The following is an 18,118-nucleotide window of genomic DNA, read 5'->3' as shown; positions in this document are numbered from 1 at the left end:
TTCGTTAAACATTCTTCTTGGTGAACTGCACCGTCAGCCTCTCGAACCGGTCGGTGTCGACCGCCGGCAGTTCCCCGGCCGTGTCGGTCGTCAAATTCGACAGCGTTCCCGAAGCCTTTCGAACTTGCCCTTCGAACCCCGGCGCCGCGTTGCCGTCCGTGGGGCGGATCAGCTTCGGGACACGGCCGAGCGTATGTCGATCGAAGGCCGGCAGATCGGCGCTCATGCTGGCGGGGCCGTCCCATGCGTGACCGTTGGATTTCACGGTGAACTTGCCGGGGCATCCGAGTTCGATATCGCTCCCATGCAGCTTCAGATACGCGCCGCCCGCTGTGACGAATACGACTTCGTCGCTCGCCGTGCCGGCAAGCTTGCCGCCCGCCGCGGTCAACTGAATGCTTTTGCCGGACTCGATTTGCGTGTCGTCGTGCTGCGATTGAATGGCCACTTTTCCCTGATGCGCGATCGCCGATACGCCATTGCCGTGCGCGAACATCGCGACGCCATGCCCGGCATGCAGATTGATTCGCTCGCCGCTCGTGATTTGCACGTGTTGCTGCGCGATCTGATCGATGTTCTCGCCCGCATACGTGACGTGCGTTTTCGGCGTGACGTTCAGCGAACCCGCTTGCGCGCCGAACGCCATGAATGCGCGGGCGTCGCCGGTAGCGCCGGATTCGGAACTGCCGGGTTTCCAGTGACGGAACGCATCGGCGAGGGTGTCCTGGCCGGCCGTGTCGGGGGAATGCCCGCCATGCTGGCCGGCATGATCGCCGAGCGACTTGAACAGCGCCGTGCATTGATCGAGCAAGCGGAGCAGCTCGTCGCGATCGAGCTGACCGCCGGTTGCGTGCGAACGCGCATAGGTCGTCAACAGCATGCCTTGGGCGGCGCGTAACGCCGCGGCGGCGTCGGTGCGCAGCTCCGCGCCTTCGCCCCGATCGTCCCCGTGGCCGTCGATGCGCGGCTGCGTCAGGTAGCCGAGATTCAACTGCGTGTGCGCATGTTCGCTTGCCAACTGCGCGGAGATCTGCGACGACGTATCGTCGAGGCGAAGCTGGTTGTGCCGGCGACCCCTGATTTCCCGCGTCTTGATCCCGGACACGTAGCGATTGCCCGGAAGCGCGCCGGTATCGCTGAAGGTCGCCGGCGGGTTCGCACCGTTGCTCAACACGCCGATGATCACCAGACGGTCCGGATCGCCCGGCAGGCTCCCCAGCAGGACTTCCATCCCGACACGCGGCAGGAACAGCGCGCCGAAGCATTCGCCGGCGAGACTCGCCGCGACGCGAATCGGTGCGCTGTCGCCGGCCAGGCCGTTCGTACCGGCGCCTTGCGCATGAGCATGGTCCGCCGGATCGAGACCGTGAAGCTGCACACGCACGCGGCCGGCCTTGTCGCAAAACACCTGCTCGCCCTGCGTGCCGACGATCGTGCCGGTCAGCAGGTGAACCGGCGGCACGTCGATCGTCGGATCGTAGGCCGGCTTGAGCGGTACACCGCGTTGCACGCACGTGAAGCTGTTTTCGTAGCGCGTGTCCGTTTGTCCCGATGCATCGGGCGGCGGAACGGTTGGCCTCAGGTTGCGGCTTGCCGAGAACAGCCCGCTTGCGCGGCCCGACAGGTCTTTCGGCAGGTTGTTCCAGATGACGTGTCGAATCGACGTGACGACGAACCGACGACGATCGATGGGCTTCATATCCAGTTCGGGGTCGCCCGCCAGCGTGAATCCGTATCCGACCAGCATGTCGCGCACGGTGCCGATGCCTTCGAAGCGCGCGGCTTCGAACTGATGGGCCAGCATCCGGTCGTGGGCGATGCGTGCGTGATCGTTCCACGAGTCGCCGACGTGCGGGATGTCGATCGCGACGTCGGTCAGCAAACGCGCGAGATCGTTCCCCGACTCGCCCTGATCGATGTCGATGAAGGCCTCGAAATCGTCCACGCGCGCGGTCTTGTAATCCCACGACGGGCGGCGGACCTTGCCCGCGGACAGACGCTGGCCGTACGCGAAGAGGGTCACGGTGTCGCGTTGCTCGACGCCGGCGTCGCGCGGGTGAAGGCGTACCGTGCCCGCCGGCGCGTCCGGAAGACGATGCGGATCGTCGCAGAACACGAGCGTGTGAATCGGCCGCTCGTCGGTCACGCCGCGTCTGCCGTCGACCGGGGCGGCCTTCGCAAAGACCGTGATGCCTTCCCGGCGCAGCAGACGCCGGATGAAGCGTGCGTCGGATTCGTTGACCTGCCGCGTCAGCTCGCGTGCCGGATAGCGATCGGCCTGCAAGGTCGACAGGTCGAAATCGAACGCTCGCGCGAGCGCGGGGCTGCGCTGTTTCCACTCGTTCATCAGCGTCGCCAGGATGTCCGGCACGCTGCGCGAGCGGAACAGGCGCGCGTTCGTGCGACGATCCATCAGCGACAGGGCGTCGCATACATGCAACTGATAGACGGTCAGTTCGCCGTCGGATTGACCGGCCCGCACTTCGTGCACGATTGCGTTGATGGCCCGGATGTCGCCTCGATCGGTCGTCAGCCGGACCGATACGGGCAAACCGAGAAACAGCGCAGGCGGCAGATGATCGTAGGTGGACACGCAGGTCAATTGCCCTTCGATGCCCGACATGAGCCCCTCGCGGATATCGGCATGATGGAGCGCCAGCAGATGACCGACTGCGCGTTGCGCCTGACCGAAATGAAGGGCGACCGGTCGCTTGTTCCGGTCGACCAGACCCGACGCAAAGTTTCGCAAAGTTGCTGCAATCGACATAACGACAATCTCGTTATTTATTGTTCCGGATTCGGATGGGTTCGAATCCGCCTCTCAGAGTGATAAGGCGATGGTCTTTGGGATTTCGGTGCGAAGAATAGCAAGCTATTTCTATCTTTAACTGATATTTTTATTTTGAGATGGAAGATAAGTTCTTTTGAAACAATGGTTAATGTTTGTTTGGTTTAGGCGGGGATTTTGTTTGAATGAGGATATGTCGATTCGACTATTCGGGATTGGTATTTGTCTCGACTCGTTTTCCAATATCGCTGAAGTAAGGATTTTTTTGCCCGGACATGATTGAGTGGGAGTTTGAAAAATCGGAATTGTCCCGACTCAATGCGAGCAGCGACATGTCATGTCTTTGAGATCGATGCGAGCGGGCTTGCGCTCTGGCGCGCGATATGCGCACCCGCCGATCGAATGTCGAAAATGCAGGATGATTTGATCAGCACCGCGCTTCACTACCGGTTGTCGAAGCGGGCGATACGGGTATGCGTCGCCGGACTATCGGCGGGCGAGTCGCGGCGCGAATGCGCGCGTGAATGGCGAGCCGGATCCGAACGCGTTTCGCGAGTCAGGCGATGGCGCGGGATGCGTTTGCGGATGCTTCACGGGCGCCGCCGCGCGCTTTGCGTCGGTTGTTGTCGCCAAGGCAACACGGTAGTGTTGCCCATTGACGTGCCGCCGGGCCGACAATGAACCTGTGGCGACGCGTGCCGGCATCGGCCAATTCCAAATGGCGGGTGCGTGGCCGATCATTCCACCCTATAGTGCTCGTCGTTGATCGATCTGGACGCGTTCGGGAGTTCGTCGTGTTTCACCGGAGATTCAAATTGGGTTGTTCACGCTTCGCGTGCATCGTCGCCGTGACGACGATGCTGGCGCCAGTCGCGGCGCATGCACAAGTGGAGGCTGGCGACGGCGCGACGCACGTCGCGGCGGCTGTCGATCACGGCACGTCCGCGGCACGACCGATCGTCGGCGACGACCCGGTTGCCATCCGCGAAGCGTTGCAGAAGCTGCACGTCGATACGCTCCCCCCTTCGTTGCGTGACCGGATTCGCGGTGCGGTCTCCGGCGCCGCCGGCCGGCACGGCCCGGATCCCGACCTGGCGGCCGTCGGTCTGGATCGTGACGTGACATTCGTGGTGCCGGTGCGGTACGGGCTGAGATACCGGTCACGGCCGCACCTGCTGACGCTGGATGTCGACCTGTTCGATGCGGAGCGCGACGGCCGGGCAGGCATCCTGCTCAGAAGGGTGACGACGGGGCCGCGAGGGCGCGGGCTCGTGATTGCGCCGGAAGCGAAGGCAAAAGGGTACATCCAGCACGTCGACATCATCGAACTCGACGCCGGACAAGGCAAAAAGACCACGGTCAGGAGCCGCATGCGGCTTTCGGCCGCCGAGTACGCGCGGACGCAAGGCGACTTCGCGCTCGTTTTTTCCGGGCGCCTGGTTCGGCCTTACCTGACCGAACAAACCGAACACGCCGATCCGAGTATCGAGGAGCCGACGGACATTTCGACGAGGATCTCCACGTTGCACATGGATCTCCGCGATATCTGGCTGGTGAGTCCGTCGAGCGGCGTCGTGGTGTCGAAGAAGCTGCGGTTGTCGAAGTAGCGGTTTCCGGCGGGCCGGTCATGCAGGCGCACGGATAGGGAAGGGCCGGATCAGCGGAGCCATCCGGCCGAAGCGGCGCGTTCCGAGGCCGCTTGTTCAACGCCGGGCTTTCGGTATAATGGAACCACGTTCGGAATGTCGAACGTGAGAATTCAAGCATCCAGAGTCGGGTCTTCCGACGCCAACCTGCCCTCCCGGGCAAGGTGGACGCCCTCGAGGCGATGCGGCCGATTGACGGCAACGAAACGGGAGCAGCATGGCTGGCACCGGTTCGATAACCATTCATCCGGAGCAACCATGAGCCAAGTTTCCTCCGCTTCCCATCCGACGGTCTGTGAAGACTGGTCGCGTTTTCTTCCCGGTTTTACGTTGACGCATACGGTTCATCTCGTTTCGAGACGGAATCCGGGCATTGTTTCGACCGCGGCTGCCGTACTCCAAGGTGAAACGGCGACGGTCGACCGGTGGGCCATCACCCGATGTGGCGACGTGCTCGAACAAAAGATCGTGCTCGGCGAGATGACGGAAGGGCAAGCGGTTCGGCTGCGTGAACGGCTCGCCGCGCTCGATGGCGTGCTCCGGACGAGGGTCGAGCATCATTTCGTTCGGGTGGGGGCGGCGGCCGCCGGACATGGGTCGAAGAGCGGCCATTAGACGATGCGTGCGCGTCGTGGCTTCATCGGGTGACGAGGGGAAACCCCCTCACTCCACCGTCACCGACTTAGCCAGATTCCTGGGCTTATCGATATCCGTCCCCCGCGCGAGCGCCGCGTGATACGCGAGCAATTGCATCGGCACCGTATGCAGGATCGGCGACAAAGGCCCGTAGTACTCGTTCAGCCGAATCACCTCGATCCCCTCGCTCGGCACCAACCCGCAGTCCACATCCGCGAACACGAACAGCCGCCCATTGCGCGCACTGACCTCATGCATGTTCGACCTGAGCTTCTCGAGCAGCATGTCGTTCGGCGCGACCGCGATCACCGGCATTTCGTTGCTGACGAGCGCCAGCGGCCCATGCTTCAGCTCGCCGGCCGGATAAGCCTCCGCATGAATATAGGAAATCTCCTTCATCTTCAGCGCGCCTTCGAGCGCGATCGGATAATGCATCCCGCGCCCGAGAAACAGCATGTTGTCGCGTCGCGCGAGCAATTCCGACCACGCCATGATCTGCGGTTCCAGCGCGAGCACCTTCGACATCGCGTCGGGCAGGTGCCGCAGCGCACGCAGATGTTCCTTTTCTTCGTCGTCGCTCAGCCGCCCGCGCACCTGCGCCAGTGACAGCGTCAGCAGGAACAGCGCGACGAGCTGCGTCGTAAATGCCTTCGTCGAAGCCACCCCGATCTCGATTCCCGCACGCGTCACGAACTGCAACGCACATTCGCGCATCAGCGCACTCGTCGCGACGTTGCAGATCGCGAGCGTGTGCATCATCCCGCTGCGTTTCGCGACATGCACGGCCCCGAGCACATCGGCCGTCTCGCCGCTCTGCGACACCGCAACCACCAGCGTGCGCGAATTCGGCACGCTGTCGCGATAACGGAACTCGCTGGCAATCTCGACGCTGGCCGGCAGCTTCGCAATGCTCTCGATCCAGTACTTCGCGGTTAGCGCCGCGTGATAGCTGCCGCCGCACGCGAGCAGCAGCACCGAATCGACGTCATTGAACACGCGCCACGCGCCGTCGCCGAACAGCTCGGGCATGATCGACGAAACGTCGAGCAGCGTATCGGCCACGGCCTGCGGCTGTTCGAAGATTTCCTTCTGCATGTAGTAGCGGTACGACCCGAGATCGGCCGCGCCGCTATGCGCGGCGACGCGTTGCACCGCGCGCTCGACGCGCTGGCCGGCCGCATCGACGATCCAGTAGCGATGCAGTTGGATATCGGCGACGTCGCCGTTCTCCAGGTACGCAATGCGATCGGTGATGCCCGACAGCGCCATCGCATCGGACGCCAGAAAATTCTCGCCTTCGCCGACCCCGACGACGAGCGGCATCCCGTCGCGCGCGCCGACGATCCGGTGCGGCTCGTCGCGGCACATCACCGCGATCGCATAGCTGCCGCGCAGTCGCGCGACCGCAAGCCGCACGGCCTCGAACAGATCGCCGTCGTACAGGTGGTCGATCAGGTGCGCGATCGCCTCGCTGTCGGTCTGGCTGGCAAACACGTAGCCGTGCGCCTGCAGTTCCGCGCGCAGTTGATCGCAGTTCTCGATGATCCCGTTGTGCGACAGCGCGATGCGCGCATTCGCGTCGCTCGGTGAGAAGTGCGGATGCGCGTTGAGCGTGACGGGCGCGCCATGCGTGGCCCAGCGCGTATGCGCGATGCCGGTGTAACCGGACAACGCCTGCGCGGCGATCTCGCGCTGCAGATTCGCGACACGATCGACGCTGCGGGCGCGCGCCAGCGCGCGGTCGCGGTAGACCACGACGCCGCACGAATCGTAGCCGCGGTATTCGAGCCGCGTCAGGCCGTCGACGAGGTTCGGCAGGATGTCCCGCTGGGCTACCGCCCCGACAATTCCACACATATCGCGCTCCGTAAATGTCCTGTCTGGATCAGTGAGAGCGATGGTAGAGCCAGCGAAATGGAATTAAATTTCAAAAAATCATGACTTATGAAATCGACAGTTGACGGGCTATCATGTTGAAATTAAATTTCATCCCGCTAACCGGAAGGAGCAGCCGATGCCCGGCATCACCCTCGACGATCTCGACCTGCGCATCCTCGCGATCCTGCAGGAGGATGCGTCGGTGTCGAACCTGCAACTGGCCGAGCGCGCGCTGTCGTCGCCGCCCACCTGCATGCGCCGCGTGCGGCGGCTGACCGAGGCCGGCGTGATTCGCCGGCAGGTGGCGGTGCTCGACCCGGTCGCGATCGGCACGGCCGTCACCGCGCTGATCGAGATCAGCCTCGACCGGCAGACGGCCGAGGACTACGACGCGTTCGAAGCGTACGTGTGCGCGGAGCCGGCCGTCACGCAGTGCTACCGCGTGTCGCCGGGGCCGGATTTCGTCGTGATCGCCGATCTGGCCGACGTGGCCGAATACGACGAATTCGCGCGGCGGCTGTTCACCGGCGCGTCGAACGTCCGCAACGTGCGGACGTTTTTCTCGACGCATCGCGCGAAATTCGAGGCGAACGCGCGGGTCGCGCATGCGTTGCGCAAGCGCACATAGCGTGGGTGACCGGCAGCGCTGTCGCGGCTGTTCCGGCAGGACACGGGGCTGTCGTTCACCGAATGGCGTCAGAACGCGAGCGCCTGCTGCATCGGTTGATGCATGCCGCGCGAAAACCCGGCGCCTTCGAGCGACAGCAGCGCACGTTTGCGCTCGATGCCGCCCGCATAGCCGGTCAGGCTGCCCGATGCGCCGACCACGCGGTGGCACGGCACGATGATCGATATCGGATTGCGGCCGACCGCGCCGCCCACGGCGCGCGCGCCGCTCATCGGCAGCCCGACGCGCTCGGTGATGTCGCCGTACGACACGAGTTCGCCGAACGGAATCGCGAGCAGTTCCTTCCATACGCGTTGCTGAAACGCGGTGCCGCGCAGGTGGATCGGCACCGAGAACGTGTCGCGCGCGCCGGTGAAGTACTCGGCGATTTCTTCCGCGACCTGGCGCGCGATGGGCGACATCGCGTGCGCGTCCGCTTCGGTCGCGATCGCAAGCGACGGAAAGTATTTCTGGCCGACGAAGTACAGGCCGGTCAGCGCATCGTCCTCGATGCGTACGGCGATGTCGCCCAGCGGGCTCGGAATCAGGTGAGCGGGAGTCATCGCGACACATCTCCATGAAGGCGCCGCACATGCAGTGCGGCATACGCGCGTCACGGCGCCCGGGGCGCCGCATGTGACGACTGTAAACCATCCTCGACGTCGATTCCGGCCGGAATCGGTCGTGCGTTTCGGCGGCCGCGCGGCCGCCACGCCGCGGCGGGAAAATCGGCGGAAAAACGATTAATACCACTCTGCGAAACAGTCGTCTCTTTTCTCGCGACCAATTTGAGATGACTCATCGAAATCCCCGACTGACACGGTGCCGGTAGGCGGCCTATCCTTTGAAAAACGTTTTCCAGATTGGTTGGTGAAAGGGCCTGTGCGCGAGCGCGCGGGCCGTTCGCCCCGGCGCCGGTCGCCGGTCAACGAACTTGGTGCGGCGCGACGGGCGCGACCGCGCATCGGAGACATTCATGCCCTCTGCCGTCGTCGGCGCCGTGCGCGCGGCCGCGAGCCGCTACCGCTGGACCGTCTGTGCGCTGCTGTTTTTCGCGACCGTGATCAACTACATGGATCGGCAGATCCTCGGCCTGCTCGCGCCGATGCTCCAGCACGACATCGGCTGGAGCCAGGTGCAGTACGGCCGCATCGTGATGGCGTTTTCCGCGTTCTATGCGCTGGGCCTGCTCGGTTTCGGGCGCATCGTCGACTGGCTCGGCACGCGCGTGTCGTACGCGGTCGCGATGCTGGTGTGGAGCATCGCCGCGATGCTGCACGCGGCCGTCGGCTCGGTGGCGGGCTTCGCGTTCGTGCGCGCGCTGCTCGGGATCGGCGAGGGCGGCAACTTCCCGGCCGCGATCAAGACGACGGCCGAATGGTTCCCGCGCCGCGAACGCGCGCTCGCCACCGGCATCTTCAACTCGGGCGCGAACATCGGCGCGGTGTTCGCGCCGGCGATCATCCCGGCGATCGCGGTGGCCTACGGCTGGCGCGCGGCGTTCGTGATCATCGGTGCGATCGGTATCGTGTGGCTCGCGGTGTGGCTGGTGATGTATCGCACGGCCGACACGCGCGCGCTCGCCGCGGAATACGACGAGCCGCGCGACGAAGCCGAAGCGCTCGACGCGGCGAACGCGAACGCCGGCGCGCCGCGCTGGGGCGAGCTGATCCGCAAGCGCGAGACGTGGGCCTTTCTGGTCGGCAAGTTCCTGACCGATCCGGTGTGGTGGTTCTACCTGTTCTGGCTGCCGAAGTGGCTCAACGAGTCGCGCGGGATGGACATGCAGCACATCGGCTTGCCGCTCGTCTGCATCTATGCGCTGACGACGGTCGGCAGCATCGGCGGCGGCTGGCTGTCGTCGATGCTGCTGCGCGCGGGCTGGAGCGTGAACCGTGCGCGCAAGACGGCGATGCTGATCTGCGCATGCTGCGTGCTGCCGATCGCGTTCGTGTCGCAGGTGCAGAGCCTGTGGATCGCGGTGCTGATCGTCGGCCTTGCCGCCGCCGCGCACCAGGGCTGGTCGGCGAACCTGTTCACGACGGCCTCCGACCTGTTCCCGCGCCGCGCGGTCGCGTCGGTGGTTGGTATCGGCGGGATGGCCGGCTCGATCGGCGGCGTGCTGTTCTCGGAAGTGATCGGCCAGGTGCTGCAGCGCACCGGCCACTACTGGGTGCTGTTCGCGATCGGCGCATCGGCCTATCTGATCGCGCTGGCCGTGATGCATGTGCTCACGCCGAAGATGAAGCCCGCGAAACTCGACGCGTAAGCGCATTCCGGCAAACGAATGCGCCGCCCTTGGGCGGCGCTTCCTTTTTGCGTTGGGGGAAAGGGCGCGTCGCGACCGCGTCAGCTCGCCGCGGCCGTCGACGCGCGCATGATCAGCCGCGGCTCGAACGTCGAATAGCTCGCGTCGGTGCGCCCGGCGAGCGCGTCGATCAGCTTCTGCATCGCGAGCTCGCCCATGTTCTCGCTCTGGATGTCGACGGTCGTCAGCGCGGGCGCCGCGTATGCGCCGTACGGCACGTTGTCGATGCCGGCGACGGACACGTCCTGCGGCAGCCGGAAGCCGAGCGACGCGGCTTCCTTCATGAAGCCGAGCGCGATCAGGTCGTTGTAGCAGATCACGGCCTGCGGGCGCTGCGGCCCGAGCATCACGCGCGAGCACGCGCGCTCGCCGGCCTCGGCGGTCGGCGCGTGTGCGTCGTGCACGTCGAGCGTGAGCCCCGCTTCGGCGAGGCAGTCGCGCGCGCCCTGGATCCGTTCGTCGTTCACGCGCGCGGTGCCGAAGCCGAGATACGCGATGCGCGTGTGGCCGAGGTTGAGCAGGTGACGCGCGAGCATGTAGGTCGACAGCCGGTTGTCGATGCCGACGCTCGGAATCGGCAGGCCGGGGCTGCGACGCAGCAGCACGAGCGGCTTGTTGAGGTCGAGCATCCAGCCGGCTTCCTCGTCGGGCATCCGCGTGCTGACGATCAGCCCGTCGACGCGCTGCGCGAGCGCCTCGATCAGCGAGCGTTCGCGCGTCTGGTTCTCCTCGGTGTCGACGAGCAGCAGCGTGTAGTCGTGCTGCAGCGCGACGCGGTTCGCGCCTTTCACGACGTTCGTGAAGTGCGGGTTGCTGATGTCGAGGATCACGAGGCCGATGGTGCGCGTGCGGCCGGTGATCATCGAACGCGCGAGCGGGTTCGATCGGTAGCCGAGCCGCTCGATGGCTTCCTTCAGCCGTGCCTCGACGGTCGGCGAGAAGCGCTGCGTGCCGTTCACGTACTTCGATACCGTCGCGACCGACACGCCGGCTTCCGCGGCCACGTCGCGGATCGTCGGGGAAACTTTTTTCATCCGAAGGGTAACGTTTTCGTTCGATAACGCCGGATTGTGGCAGAAAAAGCCCGCGCACGGCCGGCCGTCGATATCGGGAAAATGCGGATGGCCGCGAACAGGTCCGACCATTGACGTTCGGCGCGGCGTCCGCGTATAGTTGGAAAACGTTTTCCGGTTTAGATCAGATCCAAGGAGATTCGATGAACGCCTCATCCACCGCCGCGCGCAAACCGTTCGGCCGCCTGCTGCTGACGGGCGCGGCCGGCAACCTCGGCCGCCAGTTGCGCGGCGCGCTCGCCGACTGGGCCGACGTCGTGCGCGTCAGCGACATCGCGGCGCTCGGCGACGCGGCCGCCCATGAAGAGCTCCGCGTCGTCGATCTGGCCGATCGGCCGGCCGTGATGCAGCTCGTCGAAGGTGTCGACGCGATCGTCCATCTCGGCGGCATTTCCGTCGATGCGCCGTTCGACGATCTGGTCGGCGCGAACATCACCGGCACGTACAACCTGTACGAAGCCGCGCGCAAGCATGGCGTGAAGCGCGTCGTGTTCGCGAGCTCGAACCATGCGATCGGCTTCCATCCGGTCACCGAAGTGCTCGATGCCGATGCGCCGCTGCGCCCGGACAGCCTGTACGGCGTGACGAAATGCTTCGGCGAATCGCTGTCGCGCTACTACTTCGACCGCTTCGGGATCGAAACCGTATGCCTGCGGATTGGCTCGTCGTTCGAGGTGCCGAAGAATCCGCGCATGCTCGTCACGTTCCTCAGCTATCGCGATTTCATCGAGCTCGTGCGCTGCTCGCTGCTGACGAACCGCGTCGGGCACGCGATCGTCTACGGTGCGTCGGACAACCCGGTGAAGTGGTGGGACAACACGAAGGTCGGCTTCCTCGGCTTCCGCCCGCGCGACAGCTCCGAGCAGTTCGCCGGGCTGTTCCCGGTGACGGCGCCGACCGCCGAGTACGACGATCCCGCGCAGCGGTTCCAGGGCGGCGGGTTCGTCGTCGGCGAGCCGATGGAGCGGAAGGTGTCGTAAGCGCTGCCGGCGTCGCCGGCGTCAATCGTCAACGCAGGATATCGGTCGCCTTGTGCCGTTCGTCGACGCCGTCGATCAGGATCAACGGGCCGCTCGCGTGGCGTGCGCGCAGCGGCTGGATTTGCCGGTACGCATCCGAGTCATACCACGCGCGCGCCGCGTCGAGATCGGGAAACGCGATCGCGATCAGGTCGCCGCGCCACACGCCTTCGCGCACTTCGGGCCGTGCGCCGTGAATCACGAAATGGCCGTCGTACGGCGCGAGCGTGCCGTCGATCCGTTCGAGGTATTCGACGATGTCGTCGCACATCTCGACGTCGTGCAGGTGGGCGATGGCGTAGGCGGTCATGGCGGGCTCCTTGGCGGGATGCGGTGCGTGAGTCGATGGGGCCATGATCGCGGCGCGGGCAGCGCGCGTCGATTACCTGCGACGTAAGCAAATCGCGACAACCGCGCCGCGTCGCGCTTCCGGCCGCGAGCGCATCGATCGACGGACGACGCGACGCAATCCCGCGATGCAATCCCGCAGCACACGCCATCACGCCCGCTTGCGCGCCGGCCGCACGACGGGCGCCGGTTCCAGCGGCTCGCTGGCCTGCTCGCACAGCCGGTCGAGCATCCGCTGCGCGGCGCCCGTGCAATCCTCGCCGGCCGGCTTGTTTTCGATCGCGTCGATCAGCGTTTCCAGATGCTGCCGGTTCTGCGCGAGACGCCGTTCGAGCAGCGCGATTTCATCGACCTTGTGCCGCAGCGCGACCAGCAGTTCGTCGTGCGGCCATGCGCCGAGATCCGGCGGCAGCACCGCGCGAATCTCGTCGAGCGAGAAGCCCGCGCATTGCGCGCGGTCGATGATCGCGAGCCGCGTCAACGCTTCCGGCCCGTATTCCCGATAACCGTTCGCCTGCCGGCGGGCCGGTTCGAGCAGGCCGCTCGCTTCGTAGAAGCGGATGCGCGACGCCGCGAGGCCGCTCGCCTTCGCCAGTTCGCCGATTTTCATGGTGGGCTCCAAAAGGGCTTGACCTTAAAGTTGACTTTAAAGTTATCGTTGGGCATCGTCAATCGAGGATGCTCACCATGAATCTGTTTGCGCCCCTCACACTGCCCAACGGGGCGGTGATTCCGAACCGTCTGGCCAAGGCCGCGATGGAAGAAAACATGGCCGACGCGGACCACGCGCCGTCCGACGCGTTGCTGCGCCTGTACCAGGCGTGGGCCGACGGTCAGGTCGGCCTGATCCTGACCGGCAACGTGATGGTGGACGGCCGCGCGATGACGGGGCCGAACGGCGTCGTGCTCGAAAGCGACGCGCATCTCGATCGCTTCCGCCGCTGGGCGCAGATCGCGCGCTCGGGCGGTGGACACGTGTGGATGCAGATCAATCACCCTGGGCGCCAGATGCAGGCGGCGCTCGGCCAGACGACGCTCGCGCCGTCGGCCGTGCCGCTCGCGCTCGGCGCGCTGTCGAAGCAGTTTCCGGTGCCGAAGGAAATGACCGCAGCCGATATCGCCGACGTGCGGCAGCGCTTCGTGCGCGCCGCGCAGCTCGCCGAGCAAAGCGGCTTCACCGGCGTGCAAGTGCACGCGGCGCACGGCTATCTGCTGAGCCAGTTCCTGTCGCCGCTGACGAACCGCCGGCAAGACCAATGGGGCGGCAGCATCGAGAATCGCGCGCGCCTGCTGCTCGACATCGTGAAGGCGGTGCGCGCGGCGGTGTCGCCGGCATTCGTCGTCGCGGTGAAGCTGAACTCGGCGGATTTCCAGCGCGGCGGCTTCAGCGCGGACGACGCGAAGCGCGTGGTCGAACTGCTGAATCCGCTCGGCGTCGATCTCGTCGAACTGTCGGGCGGCAGCTATGAAGTGCCGGCGATGCAGGGCGAGGCACGCGATGGGCGCACGCTCGCGCGCGAAGCGTATTTCCTCGAATTCGCGCGCGACATCACCGCCGTCGCGCGGATGCCGCTGATGGTCACGGGCGGGATCCGCCGCCGTGCGGTGGCCGAGCAGGTGGTGGACAGCGGCGTGGCGATGGTCGGCATCGCGACCGCGCTGTCGATCGACCCGAACCTGCCGCGCGACTGGCGCGCCGGCAAGGACAGCGCGCCGGTGTTGCAGCCGATCCGCTGGAAGAACAAGGCGCTGGGCGCGCTGGCGAACATGGCCGTCGTCAAGTTCCAGCTCGCGCGGCTCAGCGAAGGGCGCCGCACGCACCCGCGGGTGTCGCCGTTGCGCGCGCTGGTGCGGGAGCAACTGGCCGCGCAGTGCCAGACGCGGCGCTACCGGAAGTGGATGGCGGGCCCGCGTGCGTGACGGGCGCCTCCGGATTGGCGGCGGCGATGCCGAAGGCTGACCGGCACACCGCCGCGCCCGTGCCGCCTTGCACGTTGCGCGGCGGCGTGCGCGCTCAGAAGCGGTAGTTCGCCAGCACCTCGAACCGCCGGTCATTGCCGAGCAGATACTGCGTCTCGTTGTAGTACGCGGATTGCACGTAGCGGCGATTGAACACGTTGTACGCGCGCGCGGTGATCGTCGTGTCCTTGCGCGGCTTCCACGCGAGGCCGAGATCGACGGTCGTGTACGACGGCATCACGAGCTGGTTCGCGGTATCGGCGAACCGCTTGCCCACGTACTTGACGCCCGCGATGCCCGTCCAGTCTGGCGCGAAGCGCCAGCTCACCCACAGGTTCGCGAGCCGCTGCGGCACCGACACCGGCACGTTGCCTGCGCGCGACACGGTCGCGCCGCCTGACGACTGCTGGAAATCGTCGTATTTCGCGCGCAGGATCGACACGTTCGCATCGACGCGCCAGTCCTTCGCGATCTCCGCGCCGACCGTCGCCTCCAGCCCGCGCGACGACTGCTGGCCGACCTGGATCGACTGGTTCGGGTTCACCGGGTCGGCCGTCAGCAGGTTGCTCTTGACGATCCGGTACGCGGCGAGCGTCCATTCGGCCTTGCCGTCGAGGAACAACTGCTTGACGCCGATCTCGATCTGCCGGCCGGTCGCGAGCGTGAAGTTCGCCTTCGATGCATTCAGCGACAGCAGCGAGCTGACCGGATCGGCCGCGACCGAATACTGGCCGTACACGGCGAGGCCGGGCCGCACGTCGTACACGGTGCCGATGCGCCAGCCGGTATTCGCGAACACCTTCGTGAATGCGCCGCCGTTCACGAGATCGTCGCGGTTCACGCTTGCATGGTCGTAGCGCAGCCCGCCGATCACCGACCAGCGCGGCGTGATCTCGAGCCGGTTCTCCGCGAACATCGCGTACTGGTTCGACTGGCTGCGGTACTTCGGAAACGTGCCGGCCGTATTGATGAAACGGCCCGGATCGAAGTCGAACGGATCGACCGTCGACGTGCCCGCATACGGCGAGTTGTTGTCGTGCTGGAACGTCGTGTGGTTGAACTCGACGCCCGCCGAAAACGTGTTGCGCATCCCGAGCAGCACACTGCCGACGGTGGCCGTCGTCACGTTGCCGTACTGCTCCTGGTCGTGAAAGATCTCGGTGTAGCTGCTGCGCCGGACTTGCGCGCTCGACGGCAGATACGTGTAGTACTCCGCATCCTTCCAGTGACGGTTGCTCTTCATCCGGTACAGCGTGCTCGTCACGTTCAGGCCGTCGCTCGGCTGCCAGTTCGCCGATACGGTGGCCCAGCTGTCGCGGAACGCGATGTCGGCGTCGCCGACGTTGTAGTTCTTCTTGTCGAGCGCACGATCGCGCGCACCGTTGACGAGCGGCACGCCGAAATACTGCATCGGATGCATGAAGCCCTGCGCGTACGATGCCGTCACGGACAGGTCGGGCGTCACGTCGTAGCGCAGCGCGCCGGAGACCGACAGGTTGCGCGAATTGCCGCGATCGACCCAGTTGGACGATCGGTTGCCGCTGATGTCGAAGCGGTACGACAGCTTGTCGTTGATCGCGCCGCCGCTGCCGAACGCGGCGCGCGCCGTACCCTCGGTGCCGCCGCCGATTTGCAGTTCGTTGCGGATCGGCGTGCGCGTCGGCTTCTTCGGGACGATGTTGACCACGCCGCCGATCGCGCCTTCGCCGTAGATCACCGAGGCGGGGCCGCGCAGCACGTCGATATGGTCGACCGACCACGTGTCGAACGGGAACGTGACGCCAATCGCGCCGTACGGGCGCACGCCGTCGTACAGCTGCGTGACCGACGACGCGCCGACGAAGCCGCGCGCGGCGAGCTCCGAGTTGCCGTTGCCCGGATGCGGCGACGCGCTGATGCCGGCGGCGCGGCTCACGGCGTCGATGATCGAGCTGTCGCCGCGCGTGTCGAGTGTCGCGCGGCTGATCTGTTCGACGCTCGCGGGCGTTTCGAGCGGCGACAGCCCGAGATGGCTGCCCGTGTCGAGCGGTTGCGTCAGGGCGGGCGCCTTCTGCGCGTCGACGCGAATCGGTGCGAGCGTGGCGCCGGTGCCGTCAACGCCACTTTCCTGTGCCTGCCCGGCCGGCGACAGCGCCGCGAGCACGGCAGCAGGCAGCATCAATCTGAACTTCATTGTTTCGGGTTCCTTCGAATGGGGGAAGCGCTTGCATCGATCACGCCGCGGCGGCAGCCGCGCGGCCGAACAGCAGCCGGTCGATCAACCAGACCGCGACGATCGTCAGCCCCATCAACGGGAAAACGATGCCGAGCAGCACGAGCCCGGCGATCCAGCCGCGCATCGGCGGCGTGCCGCGTTCGCGCGACGGTGCGCCCAGCGTCCCGGCCGGGCGGCGCTTCCACCACATCACGGTACCCGTGACGGCCATCGCGGCCAGCCCGAGCGACAGCACCGCGCAGATGATCTGGTTCGCGAGCCCGAAATATCGGCCCATGTGCAGCGACGTGCCGTACGACACGGCTCGCGCTACCGCGCCGTAGTCGTCATAGCGGATGTCCTTCAAGACGGCGCCGCTGTACTGGTCGACGTAGATCGTGCGTTCGGCCTTCGGGTCGGCCGGAAAGTACGACGCGGTGAACACGCCGTCCGGGCCGGACGGCAGCGCGAGCGTGTAGCCGCTCGTCACGCCGAGCCCGGCGACGATCGCGATCGCGCGGGCCAGCGGCAGCGGCGCGGGCGTCGGCGCGGACGGCGAATGCGGCACGGGCACGTTGCCGACGGCCCACGGCGTCTGCGGCAACGGCAGGTCGTCCATCACCATTCCCGGCATCGCTTCGCCGGAATCGTGGTGATGGCCGGACGGCGCGGCCGCCTGCGCACGCGCAGTCTCGGGCGTCGCTGCGGCGCCGGGGCGCGTCGAGCGTACCGACGCACCGCCCCACGCGCCTTCCGGCGCGCCGAGGTTCACGGTCGCGGCGAGCGCCTTGAAGTTCTTGCCCCACGAGCCCGACCACGGCAGCCCGGACAGGATGAACGCGATCGTGCCGGCCGCGAGCCAGATACCGGCCGTCGCGTGAAGGCTCTTCCACAGCGGCCGGCCGCGCAGCGACAGGTCGGGCCGCAGCGCGCGCCCGACGCGTGCCGCGCCGCGCGGCCACCACAGCGCGATGCCGGTGCCGATCATCACGAAGGTCCAGCACGCGGCGAGTTCCATCAGCAACTCGCCGGTCTTGCCGAGCAGCAGCTTGCGATGCAGCATCCGGTCGACCTGCATGAAGCGGTTCTCGACGCTGAGCGTGCCGAGCACGCTGCCGTCGTACGGGTTCACGTACACGCTCTCGCGGCTGCCGTCGCGCAGCCGGAAAACGTACTCGGCGCTGCGATCCGGCGCGGTGGCGATCTGCACGGAAATCGGCGTCGCGCCGGCCGGCATCGCGGTGCGGGCGCGGGCGAGCAGCGTGTCGGCATCGAGTCGCGGCGTCGCGCGTGGCTCGACGATCAGCCGGTGCGGATACAGCAGCGGCTCGATCTGCGGCTGGAAGCAATAGAGCGTGCCCGTGATCGCGAGGATTACGAGAAACGGCATCACGAACAGGCCGGCATAGAAATGCCAGCGCCAGAGTGTGCGGTAACCGGCGCTGGCGGAACGGGCGGGCGAGATGGCCCGATCGACGGTGGTCGACATGGTGTGAACTCCTCGGGTTCGTCGAGCGGCGGGAGCGGCGCGGGCCGGCCGCCGTCGACGTGCGTCACACCCGCGTGCGTGCATCGCCGCAGGCAGGCGGCGCGGCACGCTGC

At 66.2% G+C, this 18,118-nt stretch carries 15 protein-coding genes and 1 riboswitch; of the genes, 7 read left to right on the top strand and 8 right to left on the bottom strand.

The window, feature by feature from the left end; translation table 11 throughout:
* Nucleotides 1–4 precede the first annotated feature (4 nt).
* Nucleotides 5–2,623 (bottom strand): type VI secretion system Vgr family protein, encoded by a 2,619-nt coding sequence (locus tag C5F75_RS29085; RefSeq protein WP_258048613.1) that lies wholly within the window; start codon nucleotides 2,621–2,623, stop codon nucleotides 5–7.
* Nucleotides 2,624–2,644: 21 nt separating this feature from the next.
* Between C5F75_RS29085 and C5F75_RS37405 the strand changes: the two genes are divergently transcribed.
* The 3 genes from C5F75_RS37405 (at nucleotide 2,645) to C5F75_RS29075 (ending at nucleotide 5,049) form a co-directional block, all read left to right on the top strand.
* A complete protein-coding gene (locus C5F75_RS37405) occupies nucleotides 2,645–2,830 on the top strand; it encodes a hypothetical protein (protein WP_230971922.1) in 186 nt (61 codons plus the stop codon).
* Nucleotides 2,831–3,645: 815 nt separating this feature from the next.
* Nucleotides 3,646–4,395: a hypothetical protein gene (locus C5F75_RS29080; RefSeq protein ID WP_316252121.1), complete on the top strand. Its 750-nt coding sequence runs from the start codon at nucleotides 3,646–3,648 to the stop codon at nucleotides 4,393–4,395.
* 151 nt (nucleotides 4,396–4,546) lie between these two features.
* Nucleotides 4,547–4,650: riboswitch (SAM-I-IV-variant riboswitch) on the top strand.
* Between the two features lie 42 nt (nucleotides 4,651–4,692).
* Nucleotides 4,693–5,049, top strand: a complete 357-nt coding sequence (locus C5F75_RS29075) for a hypothetical protein (RefSeq protein WP_155634581.1) — start codon at nucleotides 4,693–4,695, stop codon at nucleotides 5,047–5,049.
* A 48-nt stretch (nucleotides 5,050–5,097) separates the two neighbouring features.
* On the opposite strand, the gene glmS is transcribed toward C5F75_RS29075, so the two are convergent.
* On the bottom strand, nucleotides 5,098–6,927 hold the full coding sequence (gene glmS / locus C5F75_RS29070; RefSeq protein WP_104013136.1) for a glutamine--fructose-6-phosphate transaminase (isomerizing): 1,830 nt from the start codon (nucleotides 6,925–6,927) through the stop codon (nucleotides 5,098–5,100).
* A gap of 157 nt (nucleotides 6,928–7,084) precedes the next feature.
* Here glmS and C5F75_RS29065 point away from each other — a divergent pair, with 157 nt between their 5' ends.
* Nucleotides 7,085–7,576: an Lrp/AsnC family transcriptional regulator gene (locus C5F75_RS29065; protein WP_104013135.1), complete on the top strand. Its 492-nt coding sequence runs from the start codon at nucleotides 7,085–7,087 to the stop codon at nucleotides 7,574–7,576.
* Nucleotides 7,577–7,644: 68 nt separating this feature from the next.
* On the opposite strand, the gene C5F75_RS29060 is transcribed toward C5F75_RS29065, so the two are convergent.
* A complete protein-coding gene (locus C5F75_RS29060; RefSeq protein WP_060316027.1) occupies nucleotides 7,645–8,178 on the bottom strand; it encodes a methylated-DNA--[protein]-cysteine S-methyltransferase in 534 nt (177 codons plus the stop codon).
* 413 nt (nucleotides 8,179–8,591) lie between these two features.
* Between C5F75_RS29060 and C5F75_RS29055 the strand changes: the two genes are divergently transcribed.
* Nucleotides 8,592–9,884, top strand: coding sequence for an MFS transporter (locus tag C5F75_RS29055; protein WP_059579857.1), 1,293 nt, complete (start codon nucleotides 8,592–8,594; stop codon nucleotides 9,882–9,884).
* An 80-nt stretch (nucleotides 9,885–9,964) separates the two neighbouring features.
* Here C5F75_RS29055 and C5F75_RS29050 read toward each other — a convergent pair whose 3' ends face one another.
* The gene (locus C5F75_RS29050) at nucleotides 9,965–11,068 is read right to left on the bottom strand and encodes a LacI family DNA-binding transcriptional regulator (protein ID WP_081083332.1); all 1,104 of its coding nucleotides are present in this window, start codon (nucleotides 11,066–11,068) and stop codon (nucleotides 9,965–9,967) included.
* Nucleotides 11,069–11,139: 71 nt separating this feature from the next.
* Between C5F75_RS29050 and C5F75_RS29045 the strand changes: the two genes are divergently transcribed.
* Nucleotides 11,140–11,976 (top strand): NAD-dependent epimerase/dehydratase family protein, encoded by an 837-nt coding sequence (locus tag C5F75_RS29045; RefSeq protein ID WP_060316022.1) that lies wholly within the window; start codon nucleotides 11,140–11,142, stop codon nucleotides 11,974–11,976.
* A 28-nt stretch (nucleotides 11,977–12,004) separates the two neighbouring features.
* On the opposite strand, the gene C5F75_RS29040 is transcribed toward C5F75_RS29045, so the two are convergent.
* Together C5F75_RS29040 and C5F75_RS29035 are read right to left on the bottom strand one after the other, a co-directional pair.
* Nucleotides 12,005–12,325, bottom strand: a complete 321-nt coding sequence (locus C5F75_RS29040; protein ID WP_059579788.1) for a DUF1330 domain-containing protein — start codon at nucleotides 12,323–12,325, stop codon at nucleotides 12,005–12,007.
* A gap of 189 nt (nucleotides 12,326–12,514) precedes the next feature.
* Nucleotides 12,515–12,973: a MerR family transcriptional regulator gene (locus C5F75_RS29035; protein WP_059579790.1), complete on the bottom strand. Its 459-nt coding sequence runs from the start codon at nucleotides 12,971–12,973 to the stop codon at nucleotides 12,515–12,517.
* Nucleotides 12,974–13,050: 77 nt separating this feature from the next.
* Here C5F75_RS29035 and C5F75_RS29030 point away from each other — a divergent pair, with 77 nt between their 5' ends.
* Nucleotides 13,051–14,283, top strand: a complete 1,233-nt coding sequence (locus C5F75_RS29030; protein ID WP_104013151.1) for an NADH:flavin oxidoreductase/NADH oxidase family protein — start codon at nucleotides 13,051–13,053, stop codon at nucleotides 14,281–14,283.
* Nucleotides 14,284–14,377: 94 nt separating this feature from the next.
* Here the strand turns inward: C5F75_RS29030 and C5F75_RS29025 are convergent, their stop codons facing one another.
* Entirely contained in the window at nucleotides 14,378–16,495 is a 2,118-nt protein-coding gene (locus C5F75_RS29025) for a TonB-dependent receptor (protein WP_104013134.1), read from the bottom strand.
* A 40-nt stretch (nucleotides 16,496–16,535) separates the two neighbouring features.
* On the bottom strand, nucleotides 16,536–18,005 hold the full coding sequence (locus C5F75_RS29020) for a PepSY-associated TM helix domain-containing protein (protein WP_104013133.1): 1,470 nt from the start codon (nucleotides 18,003–18,005) through the stop codon (nucleotides 16,536–16,538).
* Nucleotides 18,006–18,118: the final 113 nt, after the last annotated feature.

The sequence above is a fragment of the Burkholderia anthinoferrum genome, assembly GCF_002925705.1.
GTDB lineage: Bacteria > Pseudomonadota > Gammaproteobacteria > Burkholderiales > Burkholderiaceae > Burkholderia > Burkholderia semiarida.
This window is presented reverse-complemented; position numbering and strand designations above follow the sequence as displayed.